18 protein-coding genes and 1 pseudogene are annotated in these 22,973 nt (G+C 31.6%); 15 read left to right on the top strand and 4 right to left on the bottom strand.

The window, feature by feature from the left end; translation table 11 throughout:
- Window positions 1-288: 288 nt before the first annotated feature.
- The 3 genes from AXE85_RS00150 to AXE85_RS00140 all read left to right on the top strand — a co-directional run bounded on the left by AXE85_RS00150 (window position 289) and on the right by AXE85_RS00140 (window position 3,662).
- Window positions 289-1,458 carry a hydroxymethylglutaryl-CoA synthase gene (locus tag AXE85_RS00150; protein ID WP_062171780.1) on the top strand — a complete coding sequence of 390 codons (1,170 nt, stop codon included), beginning with the start codon at window positions 289-291 and terminating at the stop codon, window positions 1,456-1,458.
- A gap of 16 nt (window positions 1,459-1,474) precedes the next feature.
- A complete protein-coding gene (locus AXE85_RS00145; RefSeq protein ID WP_062171777.1) occupies window positions 1,475-2,740 on the top strand; it encodes a hydroxymethylglutaryl-CoA reductase, degradative in 1,266 nt (421 codons plus the stop codon).
- Window positions 2,741-2,972: 232 nt separating this feature from the next.
- The gene (locus tag AXE85_RS00140; RefSeq protein WP_062171774.1) at window positions 2,973-3,662 is read left to right on the top strand and encodes a C39 family peptidase; all 690 of its coding nucleotides are present in this window, start codon (window positions 2,973-2,975) and stop codon (window positions 3,660-3,662) included.
- Window positions 3,663-3,780: 118 nt separating this feature from the next.
- Here AXE85_RS00140 and galE read toward each other — a convergent pair whose 3' ends face one another.
- A complete protein-coding gene (gene galE / locus AXE85_RS00135) occupies window positions 3,781-4,797 on the bottom strand; it encodes a UDP-glucose 4-epimerase GalE (RefSeq protein ID WP_062171770.1) in 1,017 nt (338 codons plus the stop codon).
- Window positions 4,798-5,111: 314 nt separating this feature from the next.
- On the opposite strand from galE, the gene AXE85_RS00130 reads away from it, so the two are divergent.
- The 4 genes and pseudogenes from AXE85_RS00130 to AXE85_RS00120 all read left to right on the top strand — a co-directional run bounded on the left by AXE85_RS00130 (window position 5,112) and on the right by AXE85_RS00120 (window position 10,317).
- Window positions 5,112-5,900: a TatD family hydrolase gene (locus tag AXE85_RS00130; protein ID WP_062171767.1), complete on the top strand. Its 789-nt coding sequence runs from the start codon at window positions 5,112-5,114 to the stop codon at window positions 5,898-5,900.
- Window positions 5,901-6,233 (top strand): annotated as a pseudogene (locus tag AXE85_RS08835) (ubiquitin-like domain-containing protein); the annotation flags it as partial.
- Between the two features lie 63 nt (window positions 6,234-6,296).
- Window positions 6,297-6,890 (top strand): G5 domain-containing protein, encoded by a 594-nt coding sequence (locus AXE85_RS08830; protein ID WP_371524246.1) that lies wholly within the window; start codon window positions 6,297-6,299, stop codon window positions 6,888-6,890.
- Window positions 6,891-7,320: 430 nt separating this feature from the next.
- Window positions 7,321-10,317: a GbpC/Spa domain-containing protein gene (locus tag AXE85_RS00120; protein WP_062171760.1), complete on the top strand. Its 2,997-nt coding sequence runs from the start codon at window positions 7,321-7,323 to the stop codon at window positions 10,315-10,317.
- A gap of 234 nt (window positions 10,318-10,551) precedes the next feature.
- Here the strand turns inward: AXE85_RS00120 and AXE85_RS00115 are convergent, their stop codons facing one another.
- Both AXE85_RS00115 and AXE85_RS00110 read right to left on the bottom strand, forming a co-directional pair.
- On the bottom strand, window positions 10,552-11,715 hold the full coding sequence (locus AXE85_RS00115) for a multidrug effflux MFS transporter (protein ID WP_062171757.1): 1,164 nt from the start codon (window positions 11,713-11,715) through the stop codon (window positions 10,552-10,554).
- A gap of 495 nt (window positions 11,716-12,210) precedes the next feature.
- Entirely contained in the window at window positions 12,211-12,465 is a 255-nt protein-coding gene (locus AXE85_RS00110) for a hypothetical protein (protein WP_062171754.1), read from the bottom strand.
- 129 nt (window positions 12,466-12,594) lie between these two features.
- On the opposite strand from AXE85_RS00110, the gene AXE85_RS00105 reads away from it, so the two are divergent.
- Window positions 12,595-13,077 carry a hypothetical protein gene (locus AXE85_RS00105; RefSeq protein WP_231723784.1) on the top strand — a complete coding sequence of 161 codons (483 nt, stop codon included), beginning with the start codon at window positions 12,595-12,597 and terminating at the stop codon, window positions 13,075-13,077.
- A 252-nt stretch (window positions 13,078-13,329) separates the two neighbouring features.
- Here AXE85_RS00105 and AXE85_RS00100 read toward each other — a convergent pair whose 3' ends face one another.
- Entirely contained in the window at window positions 13,330-14,097 is a 768-nt protein-coding gene (locus AXE85_RS00100) for a MurR/RpiR family transcriptional regulator (protein ID WP_062171751.1), read from the bottom strand.
- Window positions 14,098-14,333: 236 nt separating this feature from the next.
- On the opposite strand from AXE85_RS00100, the gene AXE85_RS00095 reads away from it, so the two are divergent.
- The 7 genes from AXE85_RS00095 to polA all read left to right on the top strand — a co-directional run bounded on the left by AXE85_RS00095 (window position 14,334) and on the right by polA (window position 22,958).
- The gene (locus AXE85_RS00095; protein ID WP_062171747.1) at window positions 14,334-16,040 is read left to right on the top strand and encodes a PTS transporter subunit EIIC; all 1,707 of its coding nucleotides are present in this window, start codon (window positions 14,334-14,336) and stop codon (window positions 16,038-16,040) included.
- 4 nt (window positions 16,041-16,044) lie between these two features.
- Window positions 16,045-16,803 (top strand): Cof-type HAD-IIB family hydrolase, encoded by a 759-nt coding sequence (locus AXE85_RS00090; RefSeq protein ID WP_062171743.1) that lies wholly within the window; start codon window positions 16,045-16,047, stop codon window positions 16,801-16,803.
- Between the two features lie 249 nt (window positions 16,804-17,052).
- Window positions 17,053-17,511 (top strand): DUF4064 domain-containing protein, encoded by a 459-nt coding sequence (locus AXE85_RS00085; RefSeq protein ID WP_062171741.1) that lies wholly within the window; start codon window positions 17,053-17,055, stop codon window positions 17,509-17,511.
- 194 nt (window positions 17,512-17,705) lie between these two features.
- Window positions 17,706-18,113 carry a hypothetical protein gene (locus AXE85_RS00080; RefSeq protein WP_062171736.1) on the top strand — a complete coding sequence of 136 codons (408 nt, stop codon included), beginning with the start codon at window positions 17,706-17,708 and terminating at the stop codon, window positions 18,111-18,113.
- On the top strand, window positions 18,114-19,058 hold the full coding sequence (locus AXE85_RS00075; protein ID WP_062171732.1) for a polyprenyl synthetase family protein: 945 nt from the start codon (window positions 18,114-18,116) through the stop codon (window positions 19,056-19,058).
- Window positions 19,058-20,242: a tetratricopeptide repeat protein gene (locus AXE85_RS00070; protein WP_062171728.1), complete on the top strand. Its 1,185-nt coding sequence runs from the start codon at window positions 19,058-19,060 to the stop codon at window positions 20,240-20,242. The genes AXE85_RS00075 and AXE85_RS00070 overlap by 1 nt, the downstream gene beginning before the upstream one ends.
- 100 nt (window positions 20,243-20,342) lie before the next feature.
- Complete coding sequence (gene polA / locus AXE85_RS00065; RefSeq protein ID WP_062171725.1) at window positions 20,343-22,958, top strand: DNA polymerase I; 2,616 nt, start codon at window positions 20,343-20,345, stop codon at window positions 22,956-22,958.
- Window positions 22,959-22,973 lie beyond the last annotated feature (15 nt).

Genomic DNA, 22,973 nt, shown 5'->3' with positions numbered 1-22,973 from the left:
TATATTTTATATATCTAATGCTGAAAATGTTAAGATTAATCCAAGCTGATTATAAATATATTCAATACCATTGCTTATTGATAAAAATTTATAAAAAAATTGTAATATTTATACGATTATATTAAAAAAACAAGCAAAAATAGAAATAAATTTTTAAATTTGGAGGGTATAAGTAGACTAATTTGAAAAAATCTTATAAAATAGTAGTTGCGACAAATTTAACTATAATTTGTGAATAATGTAAATTTGCGATAGAAGTTTGATTATTAATCGAAAGGTAGAATTGATATGAAAATTGGAATTGATAAAATTGGGTTCGCAATGCCGGAGTATTATTTAGATATTTGTGATTTGGCAGCTGCACGTGGAGTAGAACCTGATAAATTCACAAAAGGTTTATTACAGCTTGAAATGAGTATTCCGCCTGCCAGTCAGGATATAGTAACATTAGGAGCTCAGGCTGCATATGAAATTTTAGATAAAGATGATTTAGAAAAAATTGACATGATTATCGTCGGAACTGAGTCGGGGGTTGACCAAAGTAAAGCCGCCGCTGTTTTTATTCATAATTTACTGGATATGAATCCTTTTGTTCGAGCAATTGAAGTAAAAGAGGCGTGTTACGGTGCAACTGCAGGTCTTGATTTTGCCAAGAATCATGTTCTTAATAATCCGGATTCCAAAGTATTGGTTATTGCCAGTGATATAGCTAAATATGGAAAAAATTCTTCCGGAGAATCTACTCAAGGAGCAGGAAGTTGTGCTATGCTTGTTGCTAAAAATCCGAGAGTATTGGAATTGAACAATGATAATATCTGTCAAACTCGTGATGTGATGGATTTTTGGCGACCAAACTATTCAAATTATGCTTTTGTGGAAGGAAAATTTTCTACAGAGCAGTATCTTGATTGTTTAATGACAACATGGGACGAGTATGAAAAAAGAGCAAAAGTTTCGCTGGAGGATTTTTCTGCCGTTTGTTTGCATCTGCCTTATCCAAAACTTGGTCTTAAAGGGTTAAATGCCTTATTAGAAAATAAGACAGATACAGATTTAAAAGAAAGATTATTAACTCGTTTTGATGAATCTATGTTATATAGTCAACGAGTAGGGAATATTTACACCGGCTCACTGTTTTTAGGATTATTATCTCTTATAGAAAATAGTGCAGAATTAAATGCCGGGGATAAGATAGTTCTTTATAGTTATGGTAGCGGAGCTGTAGCGGAAATTTTCAGCATGACGCTTGTACAAGGGTATAGAGATCATCTTCGTAATAATCGCTTTGATGATTTTAATAAACGTAAACGAATTACAGTGGAGCAATATGAAGATATGTTCTTTAGATGTACTTTACCTGATAAAGACGGTAATTTAGATATTTCAGATATTAAAGATGACAGTATGTTTGTTTTAGAAAAAATAGAAAATCATAAACGTATCTATAAAAGACAATAATTAAAAGGGAGATTTCATGAAAAAAAATTGGAGCGGATTTTATAAAAAAAACCGAGCAGAACGTTTGGATATTATAAAAGAAGAAATACTTGATGAAAGTAGTTTTGAGTTATTGGAAGAAAATAAGGTTTTAGATTTTGAAACGGCAACTAATATGGTGGAAAATGTAGTGGGAACTTTTTCGCTACCGTTTAGTGTTGTTCCAAACTTTGTTGTTAATAATATCACCTATTGTGTTCCTTTTGTAACAGAAGAGCCGTCTGTTGTTGCGGCGTGCAGTAACGCCGGGAAAATTATTTCTTCTTGTGGCGGATTTAAGACCGTTATTCATGACAGAAAAATGATAGGTCAAGTTGCGTTATACGATGTAGAAAATTATACCCTTGCCAAAGATACTATTACAACTAACAGTGAAACTATTATAAAAATAGCAAATGAAGCATATCCGTCAATCGTTAAGCGTGGTGGCGGAGCAAGAGAGTTGGAAGTAAAAATTCTTAACGAAGATGATGTAACTTTTGTTGTAGTTTATTTAATTGTTGATACTTTGGAAGCAATGGGTGCTAATATGCTGAATACAATGTTGGAAGCAATTAAGCCGTTTCTTGAACAATTAACAGGCGGAAATTCTTTAATGGCTATTCTTTCTAATTATGCTACCAGGTCAATAGTCAGCTCAAAATGTGAGATTCCGTTTGATAAACTTTCAAAAGAAAACGGCAAAGAGATAGCTAAAAAAATGGAATTGGCCGGAAAGTTTGCCAAAATGGACGTTTACCGTGCGGCTACACATAATAAGGGAATTTTTAACGGAATAGATAGTGTAGTTGTTGCCAGCGGAAACGATTGGCGTGCGGTAGAATCTGCCTGCCAAAGCTACGCAACTAAAAATTTTCGCTATGAGGGATTATCGACTTGGACTTGTGATTATGAAAAAGAGTTATTGATTGGAGAATTATCACTTCCTATGCCTATAGCGAGTGTTGGAGGCTCTATCGGGATTAATCCGAGCGTTAAAGTTGCGCGTTCCTTAATGAAAAATCCGGATGCTAAAACTTTAGCGGGAATTATTGTATCTGTCGGTTTAGCGCAAAATTTTTCGGCAGTGCGTGCCTTGGTAAGTACAGGTATTCAAAAGGGACATATGAAACTACACGCTAAATCGTTAGCAATTTTAGCCGGAGCTACCAATGAGCAACTGGAAGAAGTTGTAGAAAAGTTACAAAAAGAAAAACACATGAATTTAGAAACAGCTAAAAAAATATTAGCGCAGTTTGAATAACAGGCTTTTTATAAGAATGTTAAAGATTATATACATAGAAATTATTAAAAAATTTTTGAAAATTAAGAGTATATTATATATGGCTAGAATTTAATTCATATAATACTAAGTTGTAAAATATTATGGCTAAAAATAATAAAAGAATAGCGTCTTTTATAATGAAAATATAATTAATATGAAAATACTATTAACAAATTGTTAAATATATAGTTTGGGGTGAGTAAGTATAGTTATGAAAAAATTGGTTATAGGCTTAGTAACAATAGGTTTATTTCTAACCAATGGAATTACACAAGCAAAGGGAGATTGGATACAAGACCAACAAGGGAAGTGGGAGTATTATGCCGATGAAGAACCTATTGAAAATTTTTACAATAAAAGCTATTCCGATTTTACAAAACCGATAAAATTTCCACAGTATTATCAAGCTGACAGCAGATGGGGAGGTAAGAGATACGGTTTATCAAACTTGAAAATTACAGGCTGCGTACCTACCTCATTAGCAATGATTATTTCAGAATTAAAAGAAGATGTAACCCCTGTTCAAGTTGCCGATTATATTTATAATACGTCAATGGAGATGAATACCACATTTACAGGCACATCAAGTCTAGGTGCTGCGTTGGCACTGGAAAATTGGGGGTTAAAATATCGTATTGTAAATTCTAAAGAAGATTTGGAATTATCTCTTAAAAAAGGTTATATTGTTTTTGGCATTGTAGGGCATGGGATCTTTGTTAAAGGAAATAGTACCCATTCCGTTATTCTAAGCGGATATCATAATGGGAATACAAAAGCGATTGATCCGGATAATATGGATAAAACAGATCGTTGGTATAACATGGATAAAATATGGCAGCAGCGTAGCACGGCAGCAGAAGATGTTGTTTTAGGTGGAGCCTTTATGGTAGTTTATAAATAATTTAAAGATATAAATAATAAATTCCAGATTTTGTGTTTAAATCAAAATCTGGAATTTTCATGGAGTGGTTCAAAAATTTTTATTGAAATGTTAGCGTTTAGGCTAGTTCTAATTAATCTTAAAATCCGTTTGGATGTTTACTTTGCCAATGCCATGAATCTTCGCACATTCTTTTAATGTCAAATTTCGCTTCCCAACCCAACTCTTTTTTTGCCTTAGTAGCATCCGCATAACAAGCGGCAATATCACCGCTTCTTCTTTCAGTAATTACATAAGGAATATCTTTACCTACTGCAAGAGATGCATTTTTGATTATATCAAGGACTGAATATCCGTTACCTGTTCCCAAGTTATATTTGGTTAAGCCGCTATCTTTTTCAAGTTTTTTAAGTGCGGCTACGTGTCCGCATGCAAGGTCAACAACATGAATATAATCTCGAACGCCGGTTCCGTCATGTGTGTTAAAATCATCACCGAAGACATTTACTTTTTCTAGTTTCCCAACGGCAACTTGCATAACATATGGAAGCAAATTGTTGGGAATACCGGTAGGATCTTCTCCAAGATCTCCGCTTTCATGTGCTCCAATCGGATTAAAGTAACGAAGCAAAACTATATTCCAATCTTTATCAGCTGTATAAATATCACCAAGAATTTCTTCTATCATTAATTTTGTTCTACCGTACGGGTTAGTTACTGATAATGGGAAATCCTCTTTTATCGGTAATGTGTGCGGATCACCATATACAGTTGCCGACGAACTGAAGATAATATTTTTGCAGTTGTATTTTTCCATTACACGACATAGTACAAGTGTACCTGTAATATTATTATCATAATATTTTAGAGGTATTTTACAAGATTCACCGACAGCTTTTAGACCGGCGAAGTGAATAACTCCAAAAATATTCTTTTCTGTTTCAAATACATTTTCCAGAGCTTTTTCATCTCTAATATCTACTTGGTAAAATTTTACTTTTTTTCCGGTAATGCGTTCAATAATATCAATGCTTTTTTTATTAGCATTGTATAAGTTATCAACTATAACAACTTCATTTCCATTGTTTAATAATTCGATACAAGTGTGTGAACCGATAAAACCAGCACCGCCTGTTACCAATATTTTTTTACTCATAAATCAGTTTAGCTTTATCAATTTGATAAAACATCCTCCTAATAAATATTTTATAGTTACAATTTTATAAAAATAACACTTGAATGTCAACCGGCAAAAGATAGAAGCTACTGAAGTTAAATAATGTAATGTATTAGAATATGGAAAATAATAAATATGAACAAAGAATTTGTTAAGTATGAATTAAATAAGGTTAATATTAAGAAATAATAATTTATAAGTAGATGAAAAAATATTGTAATCTAATTGAAATAGTTTAGATATTCTATTGACACTTTGTTTTGTTATAATCGTAAAGGTGAAGGAGGCATGATATGTTATTTGATACACATGCACATTTGAATGATGATGCTTATTTAGAAGATTTAGAAGAAACAATAGAGCGTGCTAAAATGCAAGGTGTTAAGTTAATTAACATAGTTGGTTTCGATGATAAAAGTATTCAAAAAGCATTAGAAATTACGGAAAAATACGACTTTTTATACTTGACGGTCGGCTGGCATCCGGTAGAGGCGATTGATTTTACGGAAGAAAAATACGAAATGATAAAAAAAATCGCATTAACGAATGATAAAGTAGTGGCAATCGGCGAGATTGGTCTTGATTATCACTGGGATAAAAGTCCGAAAGAAGTTCAAAAAGAAGTATTTAGACGCCAGATAGCACTGGCAAAAGAAGTTAAAAAGCCAATCGTTATTCATACTCGTGATGCGATGGCAGACACAATTCAAATTTTGCAGGAAGAAAATGCAGGTGAAATTGGTGGGATAATGCATAGTTTTTCAGGCTCGGTAGAGAGTATGAATATTATGCTGAAAGAAAACTTTTATATTTCACTTGGTGGCCCGGTCACATTTAAAAGTGCGAAAACACCTAAAGAAGTCGCAAAAGCATGTCCGCTTGATAGATTACTAATCGAAACGGATTGCCCATATTTGACCCCGACACCATACAGAGGTAAAAGAAATGAACCCGCCTACGTTCATTATGTAGCACAAGAGATAGCTGATCTTAGAGAGATGAGTTATAAATCGTTAACAGAACAAACATTTAATAATGCTTGTAAGTTATTTAAAATAGATATAAAGGAGAAAATGATTTAGATGAAATTAGGAAAAATTGTAGCATCGGCAGCAACAGCAGGAGTATTATTATCAGGAGCTTTTATGGTTGCAGAAGAATACACAGGGCAATCAGCATTCGCCGTGAATTTAGATAATACCAGAATAGATATTAAAGCAAAAAAAGGTACGGTAAGAGAAGTTCTTATCACCAATAATATTCCGTTCGGAGCAGACGATAGAGTTGAACCGGGATTGGATACTAAAGTAAAAGGCGGAGAAACAATTAATATTTATAGAGCACGTGAAATTACGATAGTAGATAACGGTAAAGAAACAACAAGAAAAACTACTTATACAAAAGTAGAGGATATTTTAAAAGAATTGAATATCACATTAGGATCGGATGATAAAGTTACACCAAGTTTAGATAGCGAAGTGGCAACTGTTGACACTATAAAAATTACTCGTGTAAATAAAGATACCGAAACGAGAAAAGAAGCTGTTAAATTTGAAACTAAAGAAGAAAAAGATGATTCTAAATATGTTGATGAAAAAGTAACAAAAGTAGAAGGTAAAGACGGTGAAAAAGAAGTAACTGTTGAAGCTGTTAAAGAAGATGGAAAAGTAGTTTCAGAGAAAGTAGTTTCAGAGAAAGTAATTTCAGAACCGACAACTAAAGTGGTACTTGTCGGAACAAAACAACGTCCGGCGGCAGAAACAAGTACGGCAACATACACTGCAAAAACTGCAGGAGGATCTATAGTATTAAGAAATGGTAATACTGCCGGTGCAACAGGCTCAGCGGCTGCACAAGAAATGGCAAGAAGAACGGGAGTACCGGCTTCAACTTGGGAAGCTATTATTGCGCGTGAATCTAACGGACAAGTACACGCTAGAAATGCTTCAGGAGCGTCTGGGTTATTCCAAACAATGCCCGGTTGGGGTTCAACAGCAACGGTTCAAGATCAAATAAATGCGGCAACCAGAGCATATAAAGCACAAGGACTTTCGGCTTGGGGTATGAGATAAAAATAAATAAAATAAGAAAAAGAGTGAACTTTATTATTTAAAGTTTGCTCTTTTTTTGTTTTGCATATAGTCATCAAAACCTTACAAATATTTGACTGTTAGATAAGGATTTTTCGTGAGTAGTTATATTTTAAACAATTTTTTAACATTTACTAAGGTGTGTTTTTCTTGTATTATAATAAAATTGTGTATAAAAATGTAGGATTTAATTTACATCTTAAATAATACATAATATTATAAAATACTTAACAAGAGGAAACCACTTATATCAGCGATGTAAACTATTATTCCTAATATATATTATAACATACTAAACTATTGTTGTAAATTAAATCCTACTTTAAAATACAAAGAAAGGAAGAAAATTTGCAAATGCAAAAATAAAATTTTAATCGAAAAATTAATTTTTAATAATAAAGGAGGCTATATTATGAGTATGAAACTCAAAGAAAAAGGTAGAAAGGCATCTACCTTGTTTTTATCGTTATTAATGCTGCTTAGTGTATCAACACAGAATTTAACAATACACGCAGCGGATAAAGATAAAGGTATTGAAGTAACTGTTGATAGAACAGAACTTGACAAGAGTGTAAAACAAGCACAAGATACCGGAGTAAATGTAAAAAAAGAAAGTGATATTGATAAAGGGGTAGCGGCGACAAAAGTTGAAGCGGATAAAAAAATCGCTGAGATAAAAGACGACTATAATCAACAGATACAAAAGCTAAAACAAGCAAAACAGGAATTAGATAAATACAATGCAGAAAAAGCAGAGTATGATAAGAAAAAACAAGAATATGATAAAGCTCTTGAAAAATATAAAAAAGCAATGGACGAGCTTGAGAAAAAGAAAAACGAGGATGGTTATATGGTTAAGCCATATCCACAATTTCTTATTTTTAAATCTGAACCTAACGCAAAGTTAAGTTTTTCTGCTAAGAAATATACAAGAGATGAATTTGAAAAAGAAGTAAAATCTTGGAATGTTGGAACAAAACCTTGGAGATATGTATATTTTGATATATTAAACAAAGGTCAAGGAGCTAATGCCGCAAGGGTTATGTTAGAAAAAAATAAACCATTTGTGGCTACCTATACAAATTTACAAAATTCTTATTTCAATGGTAAGAAAATTTCTAAAGTAGTATATACATACACTTTTACAGATATTACTGGGGCAAAAGTACCTAATAAACTTCCAGTTGTTCTACAAAATGATCCCACTGTTACGATATGGTATAATGACTTTTTTGGTAGTGCACGAATTAACTTAAAAGTAAAATTTTATGATGAGGCTGGTAAAGAAATTGATACTAGAGGAGCATTGCTTAGTTTTTCGTCATTAAATCGTGGGAATGGTTCGTCACAAGTAGAAATAGATGCGATTGAGAAGGTTGCTTCTTTTAATGGAGAGTATATTACTATTTCAGGATCTTCTATTACCCCACAAGCTGATGGTGGTGCGTATGCAAGTAAAGACAATACGGCAAAAAGTAGAGGATCAAGATTTGATGTTACAGAATGGGATACAGAAAGTGCAACTAATAAGTGGTATGGTGCTATTGTAGGGCGAGTGACTAATCCAGAAATTAGTTTAGATATTGCCTCATACAAAAGTGGTTGTGTATGGTTTGCTTTAAACTCAGACATTAAAGCTCTGGGTGTTCCAATAAAACCTGTAGAACCAACACCACCAACACCACCGGTAGAACCTAAAAAACCGGATATAAAAGTAAATTATCATTACGATATTCTTTATGTTAAATCACAAGTTGAGAAAAAAGTAACAGATGAAGCTGATAAAGATATAAATAACGCCACAGTTCAAACAGGTTCGGTTGTAAAATTTAAGTTACAAACATCAAACTTCCCTGCAGGACACGAAGAAATTAAATCATTAGTATTTAAAGATATATTGCCGGAAGGGTATGAACTTAACCTAGAAGGAACAAAACAAGCCAGTCCGGATTATGATGTAACATATGATAAAGATTCCAGATTACTTATATTTAAAGCAAAAGACGCTCTATTAAGTAAAATAAATGCTGAACCGACGAAAGAAGCACAAGTGCCTTCACCGATTATTACAGGTAAGGTAACAAAAGAAGGTACAAAATATGAAAATCATTTTGATTTAGATATTAATAATGTTTACAAAGTAATATCAGAGCCTGTTAAAGTAAATACACCGGTAAAACCAAGTAAAAAAGTATTTACAGGGCAGGATACAACAAACATAGACGGAAAAGTAGTAAAACCAAATCAAGAATTAACATATAAAATTGATTATAAAAATACAACTGGAAAAACACAAGAAGTAGAAATTACCGATGTTATTCCAAAATTCACAAAATATATAGAAAACAGTGCAAGTGATAACGGGGCATACGACAATAACACCAAAAAAATTACATGGAAAAAAACAGTAGAAGACGGTAAAGAATGGAGTGTAACATTTAAAGTAAAAGTTGATAGTGATGTAAACGGAAAAGTAATCGATAATATAGGGCATACAAAAGATGCTGCTAATAGTTTCGATACAAACATTACATCAAATCCAACGCCAAAAGAGCCGGTAAGAGATGTTGTAGACAATAAAGGGACAACAATAAACGGAAAAGTAGTAAAACCTGGAGAAACTCTAACATACACTGTTGAATACAAAAATACAACAGACCAAGATAGAGAAGTAACAATTAAAGATAAAATCCCGGCATACACAACATATATACAAAACTCAGCGGATAACAACGGAAAATTCGCTAATGGTGAAGTAACATGGAGTAAAAAAGTAGCTAAAGGCGAAACATGGAAAGTAACATTTAAAGTAAAAGTAAACAATGACGTAGATGGTAAAGAAATTAAAAATATAGCCCGTACATCAGACGGAGTATTGGATATAGATACCAACCCAACAAATAACCCGACACCGAAAAAGCCGATAAAAGATGTTGTAGATAATAAAGGAACAACAATAAACGGAAAAGCGGTAAAACCTGGAGATATCTTAACATATACAGTAAGTTACACAAATACAACGGGAGAAGACCGAGATGTAACAATTAAAGATAAAATCCCTGAATACACAACATATGTAGAAAATTCAGCAGATAACAATGGAAAATACACAAACGGAGAAGTAGTATGGACTAAGAGAGTAGCCAAAGGTGAAACATGGACAGTAACATTTAAAGTAAAAGTCAATGAAGAAACATATGGCAAAGAGATTAAAAATATAGCCCGTACATCAGACGGAGTATTAGACATAGACACCAATCCGACAACTAATCCGGTACCACCGACAACACCAAAAACACCATTACCAAAAACAGGTAATGAGGCAACAAATGGAATATATGCAGGAGTGGCAACATTATTGGCAGGACTTGGATTAGCATTAAGAAGAAAAAGAAAAGATGAAGAATAGAAATAAACAAAAGTAATAAACGTTTTGGGCTATTAAACAAAACTGATTAAAAAATCAGGAAAAGAAAGAGTGATGGAAAAATTCATCACTCTTTTAATGTTTTGTAACAAACTTGATATATCTCGGTAAGTAAAACACCTTTATTAAAAGTTTATTTATAGAATAACTATTGTGAAATTTATAATTGATAATTAAAATAATCGCCAAATCAAGATTATTTGACGATTATTAATATTATATTTTTTTCTCGATAGTTTTAAACAGTAAATAAGAAATTGCTGAACAAAAAACGATTGCTATAGCACTGGAATGAAAAATATTACCCAATCCGACGAGTGGAGAAACTACACCCCCCAAGAAAAACGGTAGGAAACCGAATAATGCAGAAGCACTACCTGCACGTTCTCTTTCCAAGTTCATTGCAAGAGCGGAACCCGAAGGAAGTATAAATCCTAATCCCAGCAATAAAAAGAAAAAGCCTACTTCAACAAATAAAAATGGCAATGCTAAAGTTAAAATAATAGCTAAGTAAATACTTAGAATTAGCATAATACTTAATCCTAATTTAATACTTTTCTTTTCTTTAAAGCGTCCGGCTGCCTTACTACCTACAACAAGAGCGAAACCGTTTAAACCGAAGCACAAACTATATAAGAATGGTGATAGTTTATAATGTGTTTGTAAAATAAATGGAGATGCGGCTATATAAGCGAACATGGTTGCTAATGCAAATGCTTGAATTAAAACAAGAATAGTAAACAGTTTATTTTTTGATACTAAAACTATAGAATTATAGGTTTTTAATATAGGTACATTAAGTCTTTTTTCTTCTTTCAATGATTCTACTAATTTAAAAGCTGCAATAATTATTATTGCACCGATGATTGCAAGTGTAATAAAAATACCGCGCCAATCTGTTAATTGAAGCAACAGACTTCCTGCAACAGGAGAGATTATCGGAGCTAGTCCATTAACCGCCATAAGTAAAGCGAAAAACTCCGCCATTTCTTTTCCGCGATAAAGGTCGGTAGAGATAGCACGAGATATAACAACTGCCCCTGCTGATGAAATACCTTGAACAAATCGCAAAATAATCATTGCGTAAATGTTGGGGAAAACAATAATAGCTATAGTGCTGATTAAATAAATAATAAGACTAATAATTAAGGGTTGTTTACGCCCGAATTTATCACTGATAGGACCTATAAGAAGTTGTCCTAACGCAAGCCCTACCATACTTCCTGTAAGTGTTAACTGAATAGTCGAAGTATTAGCTCCAAAGTATTCTGCCATAAATGGAAGTGCCGGCAGATATAAATCTGTGACAAATGGTCCAAATGCAGATAACGTTCCTAAAAATAGAACGAGAAATAGTTTTGAATTTTTTTTCTGTGTTATGTAAATTCCTTTCTTTTATAAATTATATTTTCTAATTATATCATAAAAAAAATCTTTTCGTAATAGTTAAATTTATATAAATTTCTAAGAAGAAAATAAATTTAGATATATTAACAAGTGATTAAGACCCAAAAAGATTTTCTTATTATATTCATTTATGTAAACAATAAAAATGAAATAAAATTATGGGAAAATCATATGTTAAAGTAGAGTTATATAAAGGTTAAAAAGGGAATATTTCAGTTTAGTAGTGAAGAAAAAAAGAGGTGAGTGTGGAAACTCATCTCTTTTTTTGAAGTGGTATAACAATAATTAAAGAACTGATTTAAAAAATAAAAATTCTGATAAACTTTACTTATAAGTAGTCAGGGTTGTAAATTTATTGCTTTAGGAATATGCTTTAAAAAGTTTTTTCAAATCTAATGAATTGTTGGAGATTTCTACTTAACAAAATTGATTTTTAATAAAATCTTAATTTTGAGCCGCTTTATATAGTTAAAAATCAATATTATTAATTTTTCCGATAAGATGTTTTGTAATAAACCAACGTAAAGTATAAATATATATTGTATATGAAAAAATAAGTAGGGTACTGAAGATAGTGACCTTATTATTTTTAAAGAAAATAAAGTTTACTATTAGAATAATTAAATATAAAATAACGCCAAATAAAAATTTGAACATATTTTTTTTAATCCAAAGGTTATATTTTTTTAATAATTCTTCTTTTTTGTTATTTGGAGTATTCATTACAATTTTTCCTTTTTTCTTTCGCTATTTAATCCTATTATATCATCTTTCTTTCATTTTTTATAAGTATATTGGTCAATAACTGTATAAGTAAATTGTAAAATGGTATAATATAGGAAAAATAATTAAGTGAATGTACAAGAAAAGAGCATTGGAAAGGTGGGAGAAAAAATGTGTGAGGAGTGTTACTCAACTGAAAATAGAATAACACCGTTGTTAAATCCTTTGGAATGTTTAGAAGATCATACTCAGTATATTTGTGGAATGTGTGGGCGTTGTATTTGTATTGAATGTGATCCGGTTAGAGGGCTGAAAAGATGGAATTTCCCTTTTAAATCTTTGGAAATTGCAAAATTATATTTACGAACAGCCGATTACAGTATGAAAAGTTCGTGTGGTATTTACGAGATAAAAAATGAGAGAAATGGAAGATTATCGTATAAAATTTTAGCAAATAGTAAAGAATTGAAAAGTTATTTAAGGAAGAACAAGGATAAAACTTGCAATACTATGAAATCTGTTTTTGCTGTTGAAAAGTATAGAGAGTATAATAATACAAAAGTGAGGAAGTTAACCTCCAAAGAAATTCAAAAATATATGGAAGAGCGATAATTCTAACTTAAAAATCCACTTACGTAGTAGGGTAGTTGTAGGAGTTCATACCACTAATCATTACTGTAATATTTGTAAAATAATATATACATAATAAAACACTAGGTAACTTATTATTTAGCCGTACTTTAAAAAATATTTTTTTGAATATAGCTATCTACCTAGTGTTTTTTAGTTTTTATTTTGGAATATATTTGTCAATATATTTTGAATTATTTGTAGTGTAAAAATCTTTATTTTATACTCGTATTATTAGTCTATAATATACTGACCCGGGCTCATGGTGTTGACGATTGTTTCAAAAAGAATAATTCCGACAACATTTAACATAAGGCGAGAGCGGATTTTTTTTCTGGTTTTAGGTGCGTCATAGACTTTTATAACATGGTCGCTTATTTTAGCGAGGGGGCTGTTAGACAAGCTGGTTATTGAAAGAATGGTTGTTCCGTTTTGTTTTGCTTCTAGAAGGCTGTCGTTGATAATCTCGGTATTTCCTCCTAAAGAAAATACCAAAATAACATCTTTGTTTGTTGAAATATCGGATATGCGTTTTATAGAATAATGTTCGAAATAATCGTTAGACCAGAGATTGATAAGTTTGAGCTTTCTATTGAAATCGCTCATAACCATATAACTGGAACCACTACCGACACAAAAAATTCTGCGGGATTTTATAATAATATCCGAAAATATCTCAAAATCTTTTTGATTTAAGATAGACATGGTACGTCCAAATTCAACGCTTAGTTGTTCCTTTAATTGAACGAAGTTGGAAGTGGATGAATTTTCGCTTTTGGATAATTCTTTGCTTGTTCTCAAATCATATTTTAAATCAATAAATGTGTTATAGCCGAGTTTTTTACAAGCACGGATAATGGTTGATGAAGAAACTAAGACTGCTTGTCCAATTTCTTTTAACGTGACGTACTCAATATTATCTTGTTTCATTAAATAGTCTATTGCTTGTTGTTCGGAGATAGATAATTTATCGTAATTTTCTTTTAAGTTATTAAAAAACATAATTCACTCCTTTGAGTAAAATTTACTAAATTTTTCATTGTGATTATTATTATAAAGTATAATAACATAAAAATAATGAAAAGGAAAGCGATTGTATCAAGTTTAAAAGATGATTAGTAAAATATTACCTAAATAGTAAAAAAATACAATGAAAGTAACTTTTAAGCAAGATGAGAAAAATCGTTTTCAGATTTGTTATAATATATACATATAATTTTAAAAAGGAGAAGAAAGTAATGGCAAAGAAAAAAAATAAGTTCGTTTCCGCTTTTGAGCAATTCGGACGTTCATTCTTATTACCGGTATCTGTACTTCCCGGTGCAGGGATAATTAAAGGTATTGGGACTGCATTCAGTAATTCAAACACTTTAAAAATGTTTCCGGCATTAAAAAATGATATTATTCAATTTATTATGAAATTTTTAATTGTGCTTGGGGATACGGCATTTAATAACTTACCGATAATTTTTGCAGTAGGAGTAGCGGTAGGGCTTGCTAAACGTGAAAAAGGTTCAGCTGCTTTATCAGGATTATTAGGATTTATCGTTTTACATTATGTACTAAACTTCCTACTTGTACAAAGTCATAAACTAGTTGATACCAGTAAATTATCAAGCAATGAGGCTAAATTGGCATTGTCAAATGCCATGCAGACAAAAGTTCTTGGTATTCAAACAATGGATCTTAGCGTATTCGGTGGTATTATCGTCGGTATTGTTGTTTACTTCGTTCATAAATGGGCGGTTAAAGTACAACTTCCAACGGTAATCGGATTTTTTAGCGGACCACGTTTTGTACCGATTGCGACTATTATAATTATGTCGGTAGTGGCAGCCGGATTATTCTTTGTTTGGCCGCCGGTACAAAGAGGAATTAGTGTTCTGTCAATATTTATTTTGAAATCAGGACCGATAGGGACATTTCTTTACGGATTGGTAGAACGTGCTTTACTTCCGTTTGGTCTTCATCACGGTTTAAACTGGCCGGTTCGTACTACAGAACTTGGAGGAGCATGGGAAATTGGTGGACAACGTGTTGTTGGGACAATTAATGCTTACTTAGCATCATTAGCTGATCCTAATGTAACACATGTTGACCCAAGTATTACACGTTTTAACGGTGGTAAATTCGTTTACTTTATGTTCGGTTTATCCGGTGCAGCTTATGCAATGTATAAAACTGCCGATCCTAAAAAACGTAAAATGGTAGGTTCATTATTATTTGCAGCAGCAGGGACATCATTCTTAACCGGTATTACAGAACCAATTGAGTTTACATTTTTATTTGTAGCACCTATCCTTTATATCGTACACGCATTCTTAGCGGGGTCAGCACTATTTGTAATGCACATGTTGGGAGCGGGGGTTGCGACACCTACAGGACATGGTTTTATTAACTGGGTAATTTACGGTGTACTTCAAGGGCCTAAAACTGCTTGGTGGTTAGTGCCGATTGTTGGGATAGTATATTTCTTTATCTACTACGTTGTCTTTAGATTTATGATTGTTAAATTTGATCTTAAAACACCGGGACGTGAAGATACTGACGATGTGAGATTATCAAATAAAAAAGAAGCACGTGCTAAACTGGGTGTAGAAATTGCAACAATCGGTAAAGAAGAGTCACCAAAAGAAGTGGATAATACAGCAAGTGATGATGAAGTTATGGAAACCGTTCAAAAAACACCGGAAGGAATTCACAAGCAAGCTGTTGAATTGGTAAAAGCACATGGTGGAGCAGAAAATATTGAAGCGGTAGATGCTTGTATTACACGATTAAGAATAAATGTTAAAGATAAAAGTTTAGTAGATCAAGAGAGAATTACAACTAAACTGGGAGCTATGGGATTTGCGGAAAGTGATATGCAGATGCAATCTATTTATGGTTCTCACGCAAATGTGTTAAAAATGGAAATTCAAGATATGCTTGGTATGGAGGAATAGGTTTATGAAAAATTTGTTTGTTACAGACTTAGATGGAACATTTGTAAAAAATTCGGTGTTCGTCGAACAAGGTGATTTAAGGGCGTATCATAGTGCAAAAAAATATGGGGACTTCTCAGTTGCGACCGGGCGATCTGTTGAAGAAATCAAATATATTGCCGAAGGTGATAATATAGAAGTCACACATATGATAGGGTTTAACGGAGCGGTTGTAACAAGACAAAATGAAATTATATTTGAAAAATATATTCAAGAAAAAGATTTAGAGGATATTTTTAAATATTTAAAAGAAAATAAACTTATATTTGATGCTTTAGACGGCAAACAAAGAATTGGCAACTTCAATCATGAGAAAAAGGATAGACTTTGGAACATGGAGCTTATTTGTGTGGATAATCCTTTTGAACTATTGGTTGGGAAAACAATTTATAAGATAAATGTAAGACCGTGTAAAGAAGAATTAAATTCTCATTATGAAATTATGAGAAAATTATTTCCGAATGTAGAAATTTACAAATCGGGATCAACAAGAATGGAAATAACAGCTAGGGGTATTTCTAAAGCGAGTGGAATAAAATTAATAAAATCAGGATATAATAGAATTATTGCTTTGGGTGATTCCGGAAATGATGTGGATATGTTTAAAATAGCCGACATTTCTTACTGTATGAGCGGTGCTCCGAAAGAAGTGCAGCAACAGGCTACATATGTAGTAGAAAGTTTTGCAAAAGCAATAGAACATTTTGAAGAAAATTATAAATAGTATAAAAACCATTATCTATCTAAAAAGGTAATGGTTTTTGAGTTGTTTCATATATCATATTAAATTTTGGAACTGTTCCAAATACAGGGTATGAAAAAATTATATTCTTGTATTATTTTTCATCTGGATAATAAATTTGACACTTTAGTGGAAAATTAGCGCAAAAATTTAAAATATGATATACTAAGATTGTGGTAGTTTATATAAAAGTTACTATAATATTTATTAAAACATAAGGAGGAGTTATTTATGAAACCATTTAAAAGGACTACTGAAAAAATTTTAGCTTGGATAGCTAATGTGTTATTATTAATTATTACCGGTGGTTTAAGTTATGTATCATTTATTAGTAGTACAAAAGATATATTAAAAAATCCGGAGTTTTTAAGAGCGTTTGAAGCCAGCTTAGCTCAACAAAATGCGTCTATTCCTACGGATAAAGCATTAGAATTAGGTGTTGCAACATTTAAAATTTATACGGTAATTTACATTGTTTTATTAATATTAGCATTGATAGCGACATTTATTATAAAAAAACGTATTATTGCCGGTATTTTCTTCTTGTTGGTAGCTATCGGTGTCGGTATAACATCAGTTGGATTTTTCTTCCCAATTTATATATTACACTTTATAGTAGCGATAATGTTATTTGTAAGAAAAGAACCTGAAGATGATATTAATCAAAACGAAACGGTAAGTTATTTATAAAAAATTAAACTATTGATTTAACTTGATAAAAGACATATAAAACTTTCTAACTAAAAAGAACCGAAAAATTTATTCAATTTTTCAAAAGGTAGTAACCATAGTTCATAAGTGTTAGAAAGTTTTTTAGTTTTGAAATTTTTATTAATATCTATATTGTGTTATAATAATAGGGATAAAAAACTTGAGGTTTTACAATGAAGACATATAGTTATAATAAAAAATTTATAGAAAAGTTAAATCTTTTTAAAATAAAAGAGCGTTATCATTTTAATAATGAAGAATATAACAAAGCTATATTTTTTGCTTTGAGTTCTTTAGAGCAGCATATAAAGGAATTTTCTACCGATAACATTAAAACTAAGTCATTGCTTTTTGGTGATTATTATAGTTTTGAGTATTATAGTTTATTAAAAAAAGATTTGGTTAAACTGAAAAAATTGACAGATATTATGAAGGTCGGGTATCAAAAATTATTAAATAATAATTCGAGTGTAGATAAATTCATTATTAATATTATTTATGTGTGGTTTGAGTTTTATGGTAAAAAAATAGATGATGATGACAGAACCTTTATCAAAAAAGTAGTATGGGCGGAGAATTAAATGTTAAAACAGTATGACGGATTGATAGCGGAAGTGCTAGAAGATATTTTTGAAATAACAAAAAGCAACGATAATAAATTAAATAAAGTTATTAAGAAATATTTTTTGAATGGCGGAAAAAGGATAAGGGTGCTTTTGTTGCTTATCTGTGCAAAATTAGGAAATTTTAGTGAGAATAAAAAAGATATTATCCGTCTTGCTGGTATCGTTGAAATTATTCATACTGCGAGTCTTATTCATGATGATATTATTGACAATGCACAAACTCGTCGCGGGGATGTGACACTAAATAAAAAATACGGGAATTATTTCGCCTTGTATGTTGGTGATTACCTTTTTGCGGTTGTTCTTAATACAATTAGCGAATTTAAAGATGAGAGATTGCATACTTATCTTGCGATGACTTTAAAAGAGCTTTGTGTCGGCGAATTAATCCAAGAAGATGATTTGTATAATGTTAATACGAGAAGATTAGATTATTTGAAAAAAATAAAACGTAAAACTGCGATTCTTATCGCTTTTTCTTGTGTAGCCGGCAGCATTATTTCGGGGGCGGAGGATAAGGATATAATTAGCAGTTACAGATATGGCTATTACCTTGGAATGAGTTATCAAATAGTTGATGATTATTTGGATTTTTCCGGTGGAAATAACCTCGGTAAAGAGTCGGGACAGGATTTAATAAATGGAAATATGACTTTACCGGCGATAATTGCTAGAGAATATAATAACGAGTTATTTTTAGATTTTTGTAAAGACAGTAGCATAGAGTATAAGCAGAAGATAATAGATTTTATAAAAAGTAATGAAGAGATATTGGAACAAACACTTTCGGTGAGTGTAAGTTATTTAGAAAAGGCACGTTTTATCATTAGAGATATGGATAAAAAAATACGTCTGGAATTAGAATATGTAATGAATAAATTAGCAAGGAGAGATAAATAATGGATATACAAAAATTTTTAGAAGAATTTAAGGGTATTGACTTGGAACAATTAGATAGAGAACAACAGGAAAATTTCCGTTCAATTTTATTTAATAATGGATTGTTTGAGGATGCACTTGAGTTGTCAAGAATTATTTATGAACAAAATAAGGAAGAAGACGATGCGATTGAAGGATATGTTCATAATTTAATGTATCTTGATAAAAAGGATGATGCCCTTTTTATTTTATATAATGCTGAAAAAACAGCACCGGTTTTGTATTTAGAGGGTATGATTTATAAAAATGACGGTTTGTTGGAAATTGCAGAAGATAAGTTTCAACAGGCACGCAGTAAAACCAAACACCCTGAAGCTGTAAGAAGTATAGATTCGGAGTTGGTGTCCATTTATTTAGAAACCGGTAGGGAAAATAAGGCGAAAATTATGAGTGAAAGAATTTTCCATGAAGAACCGTCTGCTGAAGGTTTTCATTTGGCATTTGATAATTTATTTGTAATGGGTTTATTTGAAGATGCCGTTGATTTTTATACAAGACACGGTAGGGAGTATGAAGATGCCAATTTATTATTCGCTGTTGCATATTCGTACAATCAGCTTAAAGATATTGAAAATTCAAAAATGTACCTTTTAAAAACAATAGATTTAGATTCGGAGTTTGTTGATTCTTATTTACATTTAGGTCATATGTCAAAAGGTGAAGAAGCGAAAAAATATCTTGAAAAATACATCGAACTTCAAGGTGTTGCACACAGTGCCTATTTGCACTTGATTTCTCTTTATAACGACGATAAGGAATATGATAAAATCCGTCAGTTGATGAAAGAAGTTTTAACAAATATGGGAATTTCGGAAGAAACTCTATATATAGCGATTTATGCTTTAAAAACTTTATTTGAATATGATAAAATTTATAGTTTATATAATGAACACGCCATTGTTAAAGACGATCCGATTTTGTTAGGTGCTGCCTTAAATGCTCTATCGGAAGAGGAAGATTATATTGATTTTGTTGAAGAAGAAGCGGTGACTTATTTTGAATTATTGCATGACGAACCGACTTATTTGGAAACACTAAAAAATGTTTATGAGCTAACAGGAAGTAAAAGAGTTCATGAAATTATAGAACATTTTGAACATCATCACCATCATGGTTGTTCACATAATCATCATGATGAATATTAATTAAAAGAGGAGGAACTCAGAGGTAGAAAATTTGTGATTTTAAAAAATTTTTACTTGTGAGTTTTCTTTAGTTTATTAACGGTATAATAAGGAGATAGACATGGATAAAATAATTTTATTGGATGGTAATAGTTTGAGCTATCGTGCTTTTTATGCTATGCCGGCACTAAAAAATAAAAAAGGGTTATACACGAACAGTGTTTATGGTTTTACCTTAATGTTGGAAAGAGTTTTAACCGATGTTAAGCCGAAATATGCACTTGTTGCCTTTGATAAAGGAAAGCAAACTTTTCGACATAAAAGTTACGAAAATTATAAAGGTACACGTGATAAAACGCCTGACGAGTTGGTGGAACAGTTCGGTTATGTAAGAGAGCTTATAGAATCTTATGGAATAAAATATGAAGAGCATTTTGATTATGAAGCAGACGATATTATCGGAAGTTATGCACGTTTGGCAGAAAAAGCCGGCTTAGAAGTTATTATTGTTTCAGGCGATAAAGATTTAACTCAGCTTGCAAGTGAGAATATCACAATTTATTATACAAAACGAGGAGTAACGGAAATTGATTATTATACTCCGGAATTTATTAAGGAAAAATACAATTTAACTCCGGAACAAATAATTGATATGAAAGGTTTAATGGGAGATAAATCTGATAATATTCCGGGAATAGCCGGAGTCGGTGAGAAAACTGCGATTAAACTGCTTACCGAGTATGGAAGTGTTGAAAATATTTTAGATAATATTGATAATATAAGCGGTAAAAAGTTAAAAGAGCGTCTAACAGAGGGGAAAGAAGATGCCTTGATAAGTAAAAAATTGGCTACTATCCATACAGAAGTACCGTTAGAAAATAAACTGGAAGAATTAATTTTTGAAGAAAACAGAAAAAAGAAAATAAAATTATTTGAAAAATTGGAGTTTACCTCATTTTTAAAAAAATTACGTATAGAAGCGGAAAAAGAGGGCTTAGAAACAGAGGAAGAATTGGAGATAATCCATGCTACTGATAAAACAAGAATAGATTTTAATTCAGCAAGTATCCATGCGGAATGTTATACGGAAGATTATCATAATTCCAGTGTGGTAGGAATAGCTGTTTATAATCAAGAAAAAATTTATTTATTTAGTGAAGATTCTTTTTTTAGTAACGAAACGGTTTTGGACTATTTAACTTCCGAAAATAAAAAGATAGTATATGATTACAAAAAATTGATGTATTTAGCGTTAAAAAACGGTACTACAATAAACGGAGATGTTTTTGATGTTATGATTGCCGCATATTTAGCAGATGTAACTTCAAAAATTCAAATTGATAAAATAGTTTTTAATTATCTTGGAGAAATTTTAAAAAGTGATGAAGAAATCTACGGCAAAGGAGCAAGAAGAACCTTACCGGTTAATAGTGTGATTCATTCCTATTTAGCTCAGATAGTAAGTTATATTTCAAAATTAGAAGAGCCGTTAAGGGAAAAATTAATTGAAGAAGATATGATGAATCTTTTTGAGAACATAGAAATAAAAACCGCAAAAGTGTTAGCAAAAATGGAATTTGAAGGTATCCATGTTAGTAAAAAAGAGTTAGAAATAATGAGCGTAGAACTTGATAAACGAATTTCAACGCTTGAGGCCGGTATTCATGCTTTAGCAGGTGAAGAATTTAATATCGCATCTCCAAAACAACTGGCGGTAATTTTATTTGAAAAATTAAATTTACCTCCTATAAAAAAAATAAAAACAGGATATTCCACTTCTGTAGAAGTATTGGAACAACTCCAAAACGCTCATGAAATTATCCCGCTTATAATGGAGTACAGAATATTGGCAAAACTTAATTCGACTTATGCTAAAGGATTAGTTAAAGATATTACTCGTGAAGGGAAAATTCATACACGTTATGAACAAACATTAACTCAAACAGGAAGACTATCATCGGTTAATCCAAATCTTCAAAATATACCGACAAGAATAGAGGAAGGAAAGAAAATTAGAAAAGCATTTATTTCAGGCTCTGAAGATAGAGTTATTTTGTCAATTGACTATTCCCAAATTGAATTAAGGGTATTAGCTCATATTGCGAATGATGACAGAATGATTGATGCTTTCGAACATGATATTGATATTCATGCAAAAACGGCAAGTGATGTGAATGGAGTTACACTTGAAGAAGTAACCCCTGCTATGCGTCGTGAAGCTAAGGCGGTAAATTTTGGGATAATATATGGTATTTCCGATTTTGGATTATCAAATAATCTGGGAATAACAAGAAAACGTGCAAAGGAATTTATTAAAAAGTATTTAGAAACATTTCCGGGGGTAAAACAGTATATGGAAGATATTGTAAACTTTGCGAAAGAAAAGGGGTATGTTGAAACGCTGTACCATAGAAGAAGAAACCTTCCGGAAATTAATTCGAAAAATAAAATGATAGTAAATCTAAATTCACGTATCGCAATGAATACACCAATTCAAGGCACTGCAGCTGATATAATAAAAATCGCAATGATAAATGTTAACGATTATATAGAAAAAAACAATATTGATGCTAAATTGTTGCTTCAAGTTCATGATGAATTAATTTTGGATGTAAATAAAAAAGTGGTAGAGGAATTTACAAAAGAAATAGTGAAAATAATGGAGAGCGCCGCTAAACTATCTGTAAAACTAAAAGCGGAGGCAGGTGTTGGAGATAGTTGGTATAATGTTAAGTAAAATAGCAAAAAAAGG

It is taken from the genome of Gemella sp. oral taxon 928 (assembly GCF_001553915.1).
GTDB classification, from domain to species: Bacteria; Bacillota; Bacilli; order Staphylococcales; family Gemellaceae; genus Gemella; species Gemella massiliensis.
This window is presented reverse-complemented; position numbering and strand designations above follow the sequence as displayed.